Here is a 13,162-nt window from a genome sequence, read left to right as displayed (position 1 = left end):
TCGACATCACAAAATATATCCACTAAATTATTCATACGCCCTCTGCATGATTAAATCCTTCTTGGTCGAAAGATCTGATCGTAAAGAGGGCGTTTAGTTCAATTCTTATCCCGAGTTCAGGTTAACTAATAAGGTTGGCGATTCAGTGCTTGAACCTGTCACCGTAAAGCGATAGGTACCGACGCTTGTGGCATTAAAGTGCATGTTGGCGCCTTTTTCCACTAAGGTTTTCAACACCCCTTCAGTCACAGCGTCATCACTGGCTATTGCGCCAAAGTCAATTGTCGACCAATCTGCTGTCGCTATTTTAAATTCATTATCATCGGTAGCTAACGCAATATCGACGTGGTAGATGGCATAACACAGCACATACGCATTGATTACCAATAGATAGTCTTTCGTTGTTTTAAAACAGATAGTTAAATAGCAATAAATCCATCTAAAAATCTGATTTAAATGGTATTTAAATCGCTTCAATGGAAAAGGCTTTATCAATTTTGTTTGTATCGATTTCGCCACATGTAGTGGTCGTTTCGGTTTGACTATTTAGCTCAAATTAATGGACATTAAGGTACGCCTAGTGTTGAATCAATAGAGATGTGTTACCGTTTGGTGAGTGACCGCTTTTCAGGGTAATACACGCTAAATTAAGTTGTTATAAACACCACTTTTATGTGGCTTGGGGAGTACAAAATGGGCTTTAAATTAACGGTAAATTGGCAGTCTTCACCAAGTGAGGAAGGTGAATTTAATCGCGACCATGAGGTTAAGTTTGGTACAGGGCAAACGATTCAAGCGTCATCAGCCCCTGAATACAAAGGCAATGCCGATAAAGTGAATCCAGAAGAAAGCTTACTGGCTGCTTTGTCTTCTTGCCACATGTTGACCTTTTTAGCGATTGCCCATTTAAAGCGACTGCCTGTTGCCAATTATGTTGATAATGCTACTGCTGATTTAGGTAAAAATGAAGCAGGTAAAGTCGCCGTGGTTAAGATGACATTAGTGCCTAAAGTGACGTTTGCAGAAGGGATTGAAGTTGACGCAGAAACGTTAGCGAAGATACATGAAAAAGCCCATGCAAATTGCTTTATTGCTAACTCATTAGCATGCGAAGTTGAAATAAAGCACTAAGCTTTTTACTGTTTCGCTGTTTTAAAGTATTAAAGTTTTAATAATAACCCTCTCAACATGACGCTGAGAGAGTTATTATTTATTGGTTTACTGAAGCCAATTTAAAGTTATTTGGCTTTTATGTCAGCTGCTTTACCTATTTTTGGCATTGGCAAGCCTTGTAATGGCGCAATAGGTTGTTGTACTAGTTCATCTTTCAAATAACTGATAGCAGCATCAAGTTGTGCATCTTTACCGCTAAAAGTGGCATAAGGTAAGTTATCGACTTCAATGTCTGGCTCAACCCCGTGACCTTCAACAACCCAACGCCCATCGATGGCATATTGTGGGTATTCTGCCACTCGTGCCATGCCTTTATCGGTCACCGAATTGCGACCCGATAACCACACTCCAGCGCCCGCAGTTTGCTTACCGATAATAGGCGCAATGTTTAGCGCTCTAATTCCGGCAGAAAAAGTCTCACCATCTGAGTAGGTCATTTGATCGGCTAATATCACTAAATGGCCTCTAAAGGTTTGCTGCATGTTTGCGTTGGTGCTGCCATGAGTTGGCTGCCAAAATGCCCATGCACGGCGTAACAGTTTTTCGATAATCCAACTGTCGATATTGCCACCACGATTGCGACGAACATCAATGATTAAGCCATCTTTGTCGTAATTGGTATAAAACTCGCGAGCAAAGCTTTCGACATCACCGCTGCCCATGGCATACAAGTGTAAATAACCAATATTCCCTTTAGAGGCTTTGGCCACTTTGTCGCCGTTATGCTCAACCCAATCAAGGTAACGCAGCTTGGCATCGGTACCTATATCATGGGGGGTGACTATGGTATTGATGACTGTTTTACCACGGACTAAACCGAGCAACACCTGCTTGTTGCCTTGGTTTCGCAGTAGTTGAGTCACATCGGCAATGTTAGTGATTTTCTTACCATTGATGCTCGCAATCACATCGCCTTCTTTTGCATCAACCTCAATGCGTGCCAGTGGTGAGGCTGATAACGGCAACTCAGGGTCGGTTTGATAAATATGGCTTATCACCACGCCTTTATCGGTTTGTGTCAGCCTAGCTCCTAACGCAGCGGCTTTCGCTGCATCGGCATCTTGGGCAATATCGCCACCTCGTACTTGTGAATGTAATGAGTTAAGTTCACCCATCATTTGGGTGAAAATATCATTCAACTCATTACGATCGGTCAGTCTGTCTACCAAAGGTTGATATTTAGCTTTAGCTGCTTGCCAATCTACGCCGCGCATTTTTGGATCAAAAAACGAATCGCGATGCATTAACCACGCATCTTCAAAAATTTGTTGCCATTCTTGCTGCGGAGAAATACTTAATTGCCATTGGTCGGTGCTGACTTTGGCGCGCGATACATCGCTGGGCAGTTTGTCACCGGCATCGACAATAATAAGGCTTTTAGGATCAGACTGTTTGCGCAGCATGATTTTACTGCCATCTTTTGATAACGAATATTGGCCGACATCTTCACCAAAGGTGTCGACTTTAATATTGAGCGGGTCAAACTTAATCAGTTTTAGCTCGCTTTTATCTTGGCTGCCATCTAATAAATACAGCTTATCTTTGGTTGCGGTTAAGCTATTGTAGTTACCTGCATCAACTGGCACTTGCCATAAGCGTTGGTTTAATCCGTCCCACTCTACTTTGACTTTTGCTGGGGTGTCTTGGTCTTTACTGTCAGCTTTTTTAGCGTCTTTGTTAACGGTAAGCTCGGTTGGTTTGGCAAACGGAAATGATGCTTTAGCATCTAATGCTAAGGCAAACACTTGAGTGCGTTTATCAAATATCGGCCCCATGTTACGGTCGCCCCAAGGCGAACCAGGGTTGGCTTTAAATTCGCGGTTAGACAAGAAATACAACCATTTACCGTCGTGGCTAAAACTAGGCGAAAAAGACTCGTATTTGTCTGTAGTCAAGGTTTGTGATTTTGACTCGTTAATGGAATACAACACAATTTGCGGACGTTGTTTGCCAATCTCAGCCTTGGTTAGCGCAATAAATTGACTGTCGCCAGACCATTTTATGTCTTGGTAAGGGCCTAAACCTTCGCCATTTTTAATGATTTTTTGGTTATTGTTGCGGCTTAAATCAAGTAACCACACATTACCCATGTAATCGTCATGCACTAAATAACGGCCATTGGGAGATAACGACAAGCTGGTGCGTAAAGTGCTGCCATCTTTAGTAAGTTGCTTAGCACCGGCAGAACCGTCGGCAGGATATTGCCAAATTTCTTGTTCGCCAGACGCATCGCTAATGCCATAAACCCATTTGCCGTCATCACTTAATAGTGCATCACGTACACGACTATCGGCGGGTGAATCTATTTGCACTAAACGACGACCGTCGTTGCTGGCAATAGCTACATGGCTACGGGCCGTTATGACGACGTTATCGCCTTGATGAGAAAATACTGTCGAGGTGGCGTAATCCATTGGGTCGTTAACCCACTGTTCGCGGCGATGAGTAAAGTCGCTGGTAAGCTCTATGGCTACTGTTGATTCCGCAAGATCGGCTAGATTAAGTAACTTAATGTCGGCGCCCTGCTGAAACACAATACGGCCATTATTAAGCTGGGCGTCACGCACTTGCCAGTCGGAATATTGAGTGTGTTGCTTAATGTCTTTGCCATCTAGGGTCATTGACCAAATGTTGTCATTGCCAGATTGATCACTGACAAAGTAAACACGTTGGTTCCATAGCATTGGCTGTTTAACCGAGCCTTCGTGGGCGTTGGTTAACTGTTGTGCTTCTTGTTTACTGCCTAACTTATAACGCCAAATTTCACCTTTAGCGCCGCCGCGATACACTTTGACATTGTCGCCGCTAACTTGCAGACCAAATTGGGTAAAATAAACATATTCACCTTTATCATCAATGGTGCCTTCGACTGCGTCAGCTAACGGTAAATCGGTAATGGTTAAGGATTGTGGGTCAACGGTTTTAAGCACCCAAAAGTTAGCCGGGCCAAAGGCGTTGTCGGTTGAATACAATACTTCGCCAGATGCCGTCCAACCTTGCAGACGTACTCGACTGTTTTCAAAGCTCACCCGTTTAGCTACGCCGCCTTGAATCGGCATCACATACACTTCGGTAGCGCCTTCATAATTGGCAGTATATGCCACCCATTTACCGTCTTTAGAAATGGTTGCGTCCAACTCTTCAGCCGCTAAACTGGTTAAGCGGCTGGCTTTAGTTTGGTTATTTTTTTGACTGAGTTCTGTGGTCCAAAGATCGCCTTCGGCAGTAAACACTAAGGTTTGATCGTGTAATGCAGGAGCGCGGTAATAGCCTTGATTAGAGGCGTTGGCGAATATCAATGATGAACACGCTAAAGTGCCTAGTGCCAACATACAATGCGCAACGGAGCGACGAAGTTTCATGGTGAGGAGCTTCCTTATAAAGTCGATAATTAGAGATAACGCGTTATCGAGTAGGCTATTTTTATTGATTGATTCACGTTATCAGAGTTATGCCAATTGTTGCAGTACAAAAATGTAACGAACCTCTACAGGGAACAAAAAACGGCTAAGCAATAATTGCTTAGCCGTGGGTATTTTACCGTCTTAGTATTCTGGTATTTTGCTTACTGCGAAGTCAGTTGCAGTACAATTTTATGGTATTGCTCATAAAGTGGATGCGACGGATCTGATAACTCAGGAAAGCGTTGATCTATGGTGATCATATAACGCTCAGCTTGAATCAGTTTATTGTCGACCATTAATACTTTTAAACGAGCCAAGGCAACATCAGCAGTATCTAACTCAATGTCCCCTTTTAACGAACCATTAAATGACTGTTTCACTTGCTGTACCTCCTTGGCATTACTGCGTGATTGCAGATCTAATGCTTTCTTTTGTGCTTCTGTATTTACTTTGGCAGGTGCTGGCGCTGCACTCATTGCCGCGGACGATGTATCTGCCATTTGAGATTCAATGGATCCATTGCTATCAGAGCGATTGTCATCAGATGCTTCACTGATTGCATCGCGATTTCTTGACTGATTATTTACAGGTGCCGATTTCATCGACAATCCCTGCACTGCAATGGATTCTGCTGCTGCGGCATCTTCAACTGGTGATTCAGTTAGTTTAGGTACATCCGATGTCGATTTGGCCTGCTTAAATGGTGGCTGCTGAGCAGGTACGCTTTGCTCCAAGTCAGAACCAAGGTTTTTTTGCAAACTTGGATTTAATATAAATAATCCCGCCACCAGCAACACTGAGGCAGCACTTGAGTACACCCATGCATTGCGTTGCCAGATTGATTTTTTAGCTGAACTGGCTTTAGATACATTAGCCTCCGAACGCGCCTTGGTTAATATGGCTTCATCAAGTTTTGCAGAAGGTTGCTCTAATGGTTGTTGATGATAAGCATCTTTGATTTCAGTTTGTAATGCAGTGAACTCTGCATCATGATCTTGTTGCTGACTCATAACGTTGTCTCCTGCCTTTGGGTAGCAATACATTGCTTAATACTATGATATGCATAACGAATACGACTTTTAGTTGCTTCTAAAGTCACATTAGCAATGTCGCTTATCATGGCGGCGGTCATGCCCATTTCAATGTTGAGTAAAAAAGCTTCTTTTTGCACTGGCGGTAACTTAGCAATGCAACCCTTCATCATATCGGCTTGTTGCTGCTGCTCAACTTGCGGCTCGGGCGAAGCTTGATCGTCGGCTTGTAGGCTGTCCATGGTTTCATCTTCGCCAAGCGGGGTCACTTTATCGAGAGGCTTAACGGCTCGCACATGGTCAATCAATAAGTTATGGGCAATTTTATATAACCAAGTGGTGAATTTGGCGGTGACTTGATATTGCCTCGCCGCATTAATCACCTTACCCCAGGTGTCTTGATACAAATCTTCGGCGAGCTGCTGGTCATGTAATTGACGCACAAAATAACGATACAAAGGGCCTTTGTGTTTAAGGTATAAGGCCTCGAACGCGCGAACGTCACCCGCTTGGTAGTCGAGCATCAGTTGCTCGTCACTTCCCACTTGGGGAATTAACGGCTCATCCTTAGGGTATATTGATGTTGGCACCATTTTATCCTTTTTGTGACGCATTTATTGGCTAACCCAACGAGTATCAGGTTCAGTCATCATAACCTGACCGTCGAGTACACTTGCAGTTTTTAACATTTGCACAAACTCATGACGATAGCCAAAACGGTCTTGGCCCATTGCAGACTCAGCAAGTGTAATTAACTTAGCATAATCAGTATCGTGGACATAATTATTCTGGTTAAGCAGCTGACCAAAACCTGCAACTGCCGCAGCAAATCTAAAATCGTCACTGGCTTGGTGTAAATGCGTTAACTGCTGCTCACGGTTAATGGGATAGGCGATTAATTGACTGGTTTGTTCGCCAATCGCTTTATAACGCAGCTTTAAATAAGCCACTTCATTTACAGTGTGTTGATGAACTTTAGCATCATCTATTTGCGTTGATTCCGTGGCGGTATAACGCAGCGGATCAACTAGGCGATTATGGCTGTCGTTATAACGGATTTCGTACAGTGCAGTCACAGTATGACCCGCACCAATCTCGCCTGCATCAACGGCGTCGTTATTAAAGTCACTACGATTTAACAAGCGATTTTCGTAACCAATCAATCGATACTCAGACACCACTGCGGGGTTAAATTCAATTTGCACTTTAACATCGTAAGCAATGGTTAACAGTGTGGCACTGAGTTGATCAACTAGCACTTTTCGTGCTTCATTTAAGGTGTCGATAAAGGCATATTGACCGTTAGCTTTATTCGATAATTGCTCCAACAAATGGTCGTTGTAACTGGCAGTACCCGAACCTAGACCAAAACCAAGCGTTGATAAGCCAATACCCTTTTTGCTTTGACTGGCAACGAAATCGACCAATTGCTGATGATCTGTTATTCCCAAGTTAAAGTCACCGTCGGTAGCTAATATGACTCGGTTACTGCCGTTTTCGATAAAGTGCTTTTGCGCTAATTGATACGCCAACTCAATACCTTGGCTGCCGTTAGTGCCACCTTGCGCGTTTAACTGACTTAGGGCTGTTTTAATGGCAGTAAAGTCATTACCTGCGACACCGTCAAGCACTACACCGCTGGCACCGGCGTACACCACAATCGATACTTTATCTTGCGCCGATAATTGCTGACTCAACATCAGCATGGCTTGTTTCAATAATGGCAATTTATCAGCAGATGACATAGAGCCTGACACATCAAGCAGTAACACCAAATTACTCGCACCAAGCTTATCAGGCGCAACATTAAAGCCTTTAATACCAATGCGTAATAACTGAGTATCAGTATTATACGGTGATGGCGCTAATTCAGTATTAACCCTAAATGGCTGCTCAGTGGTTGTCGGTACTGGGTAGTCATAGCTGAAGTAATTGACTAGCTCCTCTACCCTAACGCTATTCTTTGCCGGCAGTTGGCCTTGACTAATTAATCTGCGCGTAGTGCTGTAACTGCCAGTATCAACATCGATTGAAAACGTCGATACCGGCGTTTCACCTGCTACCATATTGCCGTTTTGTACTAGCGACTCAAATTTGTCATTAACATTAGGTGCTAATAACAAGCTGCGATCGCTTGCGCTGACATGCTGAGGACTCACAATACGCTGCGCCATTGACGATGCCATGACTTTAGCGCTGCGATGCACCTCCTTTGAGCCTTGGTATAAATCAGTTTGTGGCTCAGATGCCATCACTAAACCTGCTACCTCATGCAACTCGGGATTTTGTTGTCGAGTTGAATGAGTTTCACTAGTAGATTGAGTTTTAGAAGCGGGCTGACTTTGTTTCGCACTGTCTTTGGATTCTTGCGCACAACCACCGATAATAATCGCACTAATCACGATGGCTAATACACTGCGAGTGAGTTGCTTATGGGTATTGTTCATGGTTATTTTCCTCATCTATCGACTGATTCTTCATTTTGGTCACGTCAACAAAGTGACTTTGCATACAGCTAATAACGAGCGCGATGAGCAAAAGGGTTATTGATATAAAATGTGTTTAAGTAGTTTTCGTATTTAGAAACTGAGTGTTAGCCTCAAGAAACACTGAAATGAAGCCAACAGAGCATGGCTTATGCTATTATCTAGCACCTTTTTTATCGCCTTAATATTGACGTTAACCGCCGCTGTACTCTAGTGAGCAAATTAACTAAATATACTAATAGAATAAGTACGTTAAGGAGTTAACATGCAAGCCCTAGTTGCTGTTGTAATGGGTTCGAAAAGTGATTGGCCTACAATGGAAGCCGCCGCTGAAATTATGGATAAGTTACAAGTGCCTTATCATGTTGAAGTTGTTTCAGCTCACAGAACACCAGACAAGCTAATGGAATTTGCAAGTTCTGCTGCAGATAAAGGCTATAAAGTCATTATTGGTGGCGCAGGCGGAGCAGCCCATTTACCAGGCATGATCGCCTCTAAAACGCGTTTACCAGTGTTGGGTGTCCCAGTACAAAGCAAGGCGCTATCTGGTATGGACAGTCTATTGTCTATTGTACAAATGCCTAAAGGGATTGCTGTTGGCACCTTAGCCATTGGTACTGCCGGCGCGTTTAACGCAGGTTTATTAGCCAGCCAAATTTTGGCGATTAGCGATGCAGCTTTGGCTGAGCGTTTAGAAGCATTTCGTGATGAGCAAACTCGCTCGATCCTTGATAATCCCGATCCGAGAGAAGACTAATGACGTTGCCAAAAAATCTTTGGGTATTGGGTGACGGTCAATTAGGTGCCATGCTCAGTCATGCTGGTCAGCCGTTAGGCATTAATGTGCGCCCAGTCGATATTATGACGCCATCCGATGCACAATTACCGCTAGAAGCTGACGACATCATTACCGCTGAACGTGAACAATGGCCTGAGTCGCAGTTAAGTTTACAACTCAGCCAACACCCACATTTTATTAATGGTCCTGTGTTTGGCCGTTTAGCAGATCGTTTTAGCCAAAAAAGTCTACTCGATGAATTAGCGGTCGCCACATCACCATGGCAATTAGTTGATGACAATACCAGCACTGAAGCGTTACATAAGGCTTATGGTGAACGGGTATTGTTAAAACGTCGCACCGGTGGTTATGACGGTAAAGGTCAACACTGGCTTAAACAGGCTGAAGCAACAATCATCCCTGCCGATTGGCGCAACGAAGCCATTGCAGAACAAGCGATTAACTTTGATGAAGAAGTGTCGTTAGTCGGCGTGCGCACCCAAGATGGCCGCTGCTTATTTTACCCACTAGCACTTAACTTGCATCAAGACGGTATTTTAATGGCCTCTATCGCGCCATTAAGCCGCTTAGCGTCTTTACAAGCAGGAGCTGAAGACATGCTAAGCAAGGTCATGCATGGCCTTGAATACGTGGGTGTGATGGCAATGGAATGTTTCCGTGTTGGTGAACACTTAATGGTAAATGAGTTAGCGCCACGGGTGCATAATTCTGGCCATTGGACTCAAGCAGGTTGCCACATTAACCAGTTTGAATTGCACTTACGTGCCTTATGCAATTTACCTTTGCATCAACCACAAGTGAACTTTCAATGTGTGATGGTGAATCTAATTGGTGTTGATAAAGACGACCGTTGGTTAAGCCTGCCAAATGCTGAACTGTTTTGGTACAACAAAGAGGTTCGTGTTGGTCGCAAAGTGGGTCACTTGAACCTGTCGGTGCATAATAAAGCGATGTTAGATGACAGTATTAGCCAACTAAAAGCGTGGATGCCACAGCAATATCAAGCACCATTAGATTGGATTTTGGCAGAGTTTGCCCAATAGCTGGGTTAAACAGGCTGGTTAAATTAGTTTGTAAAATCAATTAAACAAGTCATCGAATCTGTTTATTAGGACGTTACCTAAAGACACACGAAAAAAGGAGCCTAGGCTCCTTTTTGTTATTGATTTTTTGTGATTGAATGATTTTTTATGATTGAATACTTTCTTGTGACTGAATACTTTCTTGTCATTGAATAGCTAGGGCTTTCGCTTAAAAATCGCTAACCACGTCAAATGTGTTCGCAGTGGTCAGTAAGCCGCTGCACAAAGCGACTTATACTTAAGCTTAATCAAAGAATACTCGCCATAACCAAGACGAATCTAAATCTTCTTTACATTGATGATATTGCGCAGCGTAGCGTTTTGAACGTTTGTCGACTTTATTGGCTACAGGCGTTAACCATTTTTTGGCTTTATAGCTGCCACGTTTATAACCGCCCCAGCCTTCGTGATAATTTAAGTATTGGTTTTTAGCATCCCACTTAGACACACCATTAATTTTATGGGTTTTGTAAATAAACCAGCCCATAAAGTCCATCGCATCATCAAAATCACTGCGGCTAGACCAATTGTTACCGGTTTCGCGAACGTAATCGTCCCACGTCATGGTTTTAGCTTGTGCGTAGCCATAGGCATCGCTGGCTCGTCCGGTGGGGATAAAACCTAAAAAGTATTCCATTGGTGGTGCGGCATTGTGTTTGAATGAACTTTCTTGGTACATCATCGCTAAAGGGACATGTACTGGAACGCCCCATTTTTCACGGGTATCTACTGCGGCTTCATACCAAGAACGGTGTTCTTTAAAAATAGCACACAGATTATCAGGCTCTTTCGGAGGCGAGGTGGCACAACCTGCTAATGACAGTAATACAATTGCGCTAACGACACCTAAAAAAAACTTCATAACACCTCTACCAGTACCTAAGATATTGATTCTGGGCTCAGTTTTACATCAATTAAAAACCAATGCAATTATCGTTACATTTTTTGTTGCATTGTTTTATAAGTGAACACCCATTATTTCAACAATGCGCCTCAAACTGAAAAGACTGAGTGACTCTGATTGAGCACATAATGAATGGAGTGGGTATTATCGTTTCATTTCACATTGATGAGATTCTGTTTGCCAAATGATTGGCTGCCAGTAGTCCTGATTCTGACCAATATAGATTTTATCGGTATTGAATTGAGCTGCTATATGATAACGCTGATCGAGTTCAACATTAACAGTCAATACTTTCACTTTACGGGCCGATAATGACACTTTTAATTCTGGTGAGTTAATCAGTTCTGCCACTGTAAATGCATGCTCACCTGGCGATAATAGGTAATTGGGTCTTGAAATAACCGCCACGCCATCTAAGTGAGTGACCACGACACGGTATAAGTTGGCACTGTTATCAGGTGCTAAATAACTCGACACAGTACCGCACTCTACCATTTCATCTGGCGATGAAGCACAGCCATGTAAAGCTAATGCCGCTACCGCTACAAGCAGTGCTCGCCAAGATGAATAAGCTTGCATGATTACTTCGCCTCGAAAGTGCCTGCAGGAACAAGATCACTAAAATAGTGAGCGAGGAAAGTCGCAAAATTATCTTGTGGTTGAGCCTCTAAACTGTGCTGCTCAAGCAAAGATTTTTTAGCCTCGTTTTCATAGCTTTGCTCGACTTCATCACTTAATGGGTAATGGCTTAAAAATTCATGATAATCATTTGCCAGTTGTTTAACCCACACGCTATGGTCGGTGCCTTTAACCACGACTTCGTTGATCACTCGCCCTGATAAGGTTTTATCTGGATCATCGATAGCTTCAGACCAAGTGCTTAAGGCTGTTTGGTAAGCATGGCTATCATCACCGTCGAGTAGCTTCGCGATTGTGTTTAATTGTCCAAATAACTCGTGCATCCATTGCGTTAAGCTAATGGTCTTACCGTTACGTTGTAATTCAAGTCCAGGTTTACGGCCTTCTAATACTACGGCTTTCAAGTTAGCGGCAATCTCTGCGTCGCCGACGGCATCGGTATCTTCAGATGGCGATAATAAGCAGTACAATAAAAATAGGTCTAGGAAACGTACTTGAGTTGCATCTATCCCAACAGGGCTAAATGGATTAACGTCTAAGGCACGTACTTCAATATACTCAACACCTGCACGTGCTAAAGCTTGTGAAGGTTTCTCGCCTTTTTGGGTGACACGTTTTGCACGGATTGGCGCGTAAAATTCATTTTCAATTTGCAAAATATTACTATTGAGTTGGCGGTATTCACCGTCCACATTGATACCAATTTCTTCAAACTTTTTCGATGGCATTTTAATTGCCGCGCCAACGCCTTCAAGATAATCAGGCAATGAGTTATAGCTAATATTAAGCGTGTCTTGTTCTTTATTGGTATAGCCTAGATCACTCATGCGCAATGAGGTTGCATAAGGAAGGTATAAGGTCCCTTTACCGGTTTTTTTAAATTCGAAATCGACGTCTTGATCTTTTATAAATGAACTGCATAATGCTGGTGTTGAACCAAATAAATACGGTAACACCCACACTAAACGACGGTAGTTACGGATCAGTCCAAAATAAGATTCTGAGATAAAGTCTTCAAAGCTGATATTTTTACTGCAACAAGCGGCACCGTTGGTCATCTTGTCATCATACAAACGTTGCCATAAATCTTGCGACACCGAAAAGTTAAAATGAACTCCAGAAATGATCTGCATTAATGCACCATAACGATGAGTTAACCCTTTACGATATAAGGTTTTCATTTTACCGTTATTGGAGCTGCCATATCGTGCGACAGGAATATCACTGACTTCACCTACGTAACATGGCATGCTGACAGGCCACAATTTTTGGCCGTTAAGGTTACGCACACTGTAAGCGTGGGTTTGCGTTAACCCCTCGAGCAAATCATCAATACTGTGACAGACTGGCGTAATAAATTCTAATAAGGCTTCGCTGTAATCAGTGGTAATGCGCGAATGGGTCAGAGCAGAACCGAGCGCTTCTGGGTGTCCGTCTTGTGCTAAATGGCCGTTTTCATCAATACGCAATGCTTCACGTTCAATACCACGTAACATGCCCAATAAAGCCTCACGGCCTTGAGTGTCGCTTAAGTGTTCGACTTTTTCATTGAAAGACTTCAATTTACTACTCTCTTTTATGGATTCGCATTGCGAGTAAACAGCTAGACCTGATAATAAACGAGATTATTACTGAAAACGCGAA

Annotated in this window: 11 protein-coding genes; 3 read left to right on the top strand and 8 right to left on the bottom strand. The window is 43.1% G+C overall.

Translation table 11 applies throughout. The features are described 5' to 3' along the window. Window positions 1–105: 105 nt before the first annotated feature. Window positions 106–387, bottom strand: coding sequence for a hypothetical protein (locus H5125_RS04445; RefSeq protein WP_182743637.1), 282 nt, complete (start codon window positions 385–387; stop codon window positions 106–108). A 306-nt stretch (window positions 388–693) separates the two neighbouring features. Between H5125_RS04445 and H5125_RS04440 the strand changes: the two genes are divergently transcribed. Continuing rightward, the gene (locus H5125_RS04440) at window positions 694–1,131 is read left to right on the top strand and encodes an OsmC family protein (protein ID WP_162022569.1); all 438 of its coding nucleotides are present in this window, start codon (window positions 694–696) and stop codon (window positions 1,129–1,131) included. A gap of 107 nt (window positions 1,132–1,238) precedes the next feature. Here H5125_RS04440 and H5125_RS04435 read toward each other — a convergent pair whose 3' ends face one another. The 4 genes from H5125_RS04435 to H5125_RS04420 form a co-directional block, all read right to left on the bottom strand. Next, the gene (locus H5125_RS04435; protein WP_182743636.1) at window positions 1,239–4,535 is read right to left on the bottom strand and encodes a S41 family peptidase; all 3,297 of its coding nucleotides are present in this window, start codon (window positions 4,533–4,535) and stop codon (window positions 1,239–1,241) included. 203 nt (window positions 4,536–4,738) lie between these two features. Continuing rightward, window positions 4,739–5,587 (bottom strand): hypothetical protein, encoded by an 849-nt coding sequence (locus tag H5125_RS04430; RefSeq protein ID WP_182743635.1) that lies wholly within the window; start codon window positions 5,585–5,587, stop codon window positions 4,739–4,741. Beyond that, complete coding sequence (locus tag H5125_RS04425; RefSeq protein WP_182743640.1) at window positions 5,584–6,201, bottom strand: sigma-70 family RNA polymerase sigma factor; 618 nt, start codon at window positions 6,199–6,201, stop codon at window positions 5,584–5,586. Before H5125_RS04425 ends, H5125_RS04430 begins: the two co-directional genes overlap by 4 nt. A gap of 21 nt (window positions 6,202–6,222) precedes the next feature. Beyond that, window positions 6,223–8,055, bottom strand: coding sequence for a VWA domain-containing protein (locus H5125_RS04420; protein ID WP_182743634.1), 1,833 nt, complete (start codon window positions 8,053–8,055; stop codon window positions 6,223–6,225). 304 nt (window positions 8,056–8,359) lie between these two features. On the opposite strand from H5125_RS04420, the gene purE reads away from it, so the two are divergent. Both purE and purK read left to right on the top strand, forming a co-directional pair. Continuing rightward, window positions 8,360–8,851, top strand: coding sequence for a 5-(carboxyamino)imidazole ribonucleotide mutase (gene purE / locus H5125_RS04415; RefSeq protein WP_101085588.1), 492 nt, complete (start codon window positions 8,360–8,362; stop codon window positions 8,849–8,851). Then, window positions 8,851–9,936, top strand: coding sequence for a 5-(carboxyamino)imidazole ribonucleotide synthase (gene purK, locus H5125_RS04410; RefSeq protein ID WP_182743633.1), 1,086 nt, complete (start codon window positions 8,851–8,853; stop codon window positions 9,934–9,936). Before purE ends, purK begins: the two co-directional genes overlap by 1 nt. Window positions 9,937–10,219: 283 nt before the next feature. Here the strand turns inward: purK and H5125_RS04405 are convergent, their stop codons facing one another. From H5125_RS04405 to gshA, 3 genes are all read right to left on the bottom strand, one after another. After that, complete coding sequence (locus tag H5125_RS04405) at window positions 10,220–10,837, bottom strand: hypothetical protein (protein WP_162022564.1); 618 nt, start codon at window positions 10,835–10,837, stop codon at window positions 10,220–10,222. 186 nt (window positions 10,838–11,023) lie between these two features. Next, window positions 11,024–11,458: a hypothetical protein gene (locus tag H5125_RS04400; RefSeq protein ID WP_162022563.1), complete on the bottom strand. Its 435-nt coding sequence runs from the start codon at window positions 11,456–11,458 to the stop codon at window positions 11,024–11,026. Window positions 11,459–11,460: 2 nt separating this feature from the next. Next, window positions 11,461–13,098 carry a glutamate--cysteine ligase gene (gene gshA, locus H5125_RS04395; RefSeq protein ID WP_409085809.1) on the bottom strand — a complete coding sequence of 546 codons (1,638 nt, stop codon included), beginning with the start codon at window positions 13,096–13,098 and terminating at the stop codon, window positions 11,461–11,463. Between the last annotated feature and the right edge of the window lie 64 nt (window positions 13,099–13,162).

The organism is Shewanella sp. SR44-4 (assembly GCF_014163715.1).
Lineage (GTDB): Bacteria > Pseudomonadota > Gammaproteobacteria > Enterobacterales > Shewanellaceae > Shewanella.
The sequence above is the reverse complement of the archived record's forward strand: the minus strand, read 5'-3'. Positions and strand labels throughout refer to the sequence as shown.

Bases quoted from the DNA above. Each gene is read 5' to 3' on its own strand.
- H5125_RS04430 (WP_182743635.1), bottom strand. From the start codon at position 5,587: ATGAGTCAGCAACAAGATCATGATGCAGAGTTCACTGCATTACAAACT.
- H5125_RS04435 (WP_182743636.1), bottom strand. From the start codon at position 4,535: ATGAAACTTCGTCGCTCCGTTGCGCATTGTATGTTGGCACTAGGCACT.
- H5125_RS04440 (WP_162022569.1), top strand. From the start codon at position 694: ATGGGCTTTAAATTAACGGTAAATTGGCAGTCTTCACCAAGTGAGGAA.
- H5125_RS04425 (WP_182743640.1), bottom strand. From the start codon at position 6,201: ATGGTGCCAACATCAATATACCCTAAGGATGAGCCGTTAATTCCCCAA.
- H5125_RS04400 (WP_162022563.1), bottom strand. From the start codon at position 11,458: ATGCAAGCTTATTCATCTTGGCGAGCACTGCTTGTAGCGGTAGCGGCA.
- purK (WP_182743633.1), top strand. From the start codon at position 8,851: ATGACGTTGCCAAAAAATCTTTGGGTATTGGGTGACGGTCAATTAGGT.
- H5125_RS04405 (WP_162022564.1), bottom strand. From the start codon at position 10,837: ATGAAGTTTTTTTTAGGTGTCGTTAGCGCAATTGTATTACTGTCATTA.
- purE (WP_101085588.1), top strand. From the start codon at position 8,360: ATGCAAGCCCTAGTTGCTGTTGTAATGGGTTCGAAAAGTGATTGGCCT.
- H5125_RS04420 (WP_182743634.1), bottom strand. From the start codon at position 8,055: ATGAACAATACCCATAAGCAACTCACTCGCAGTGTATTAGCCATCGTG.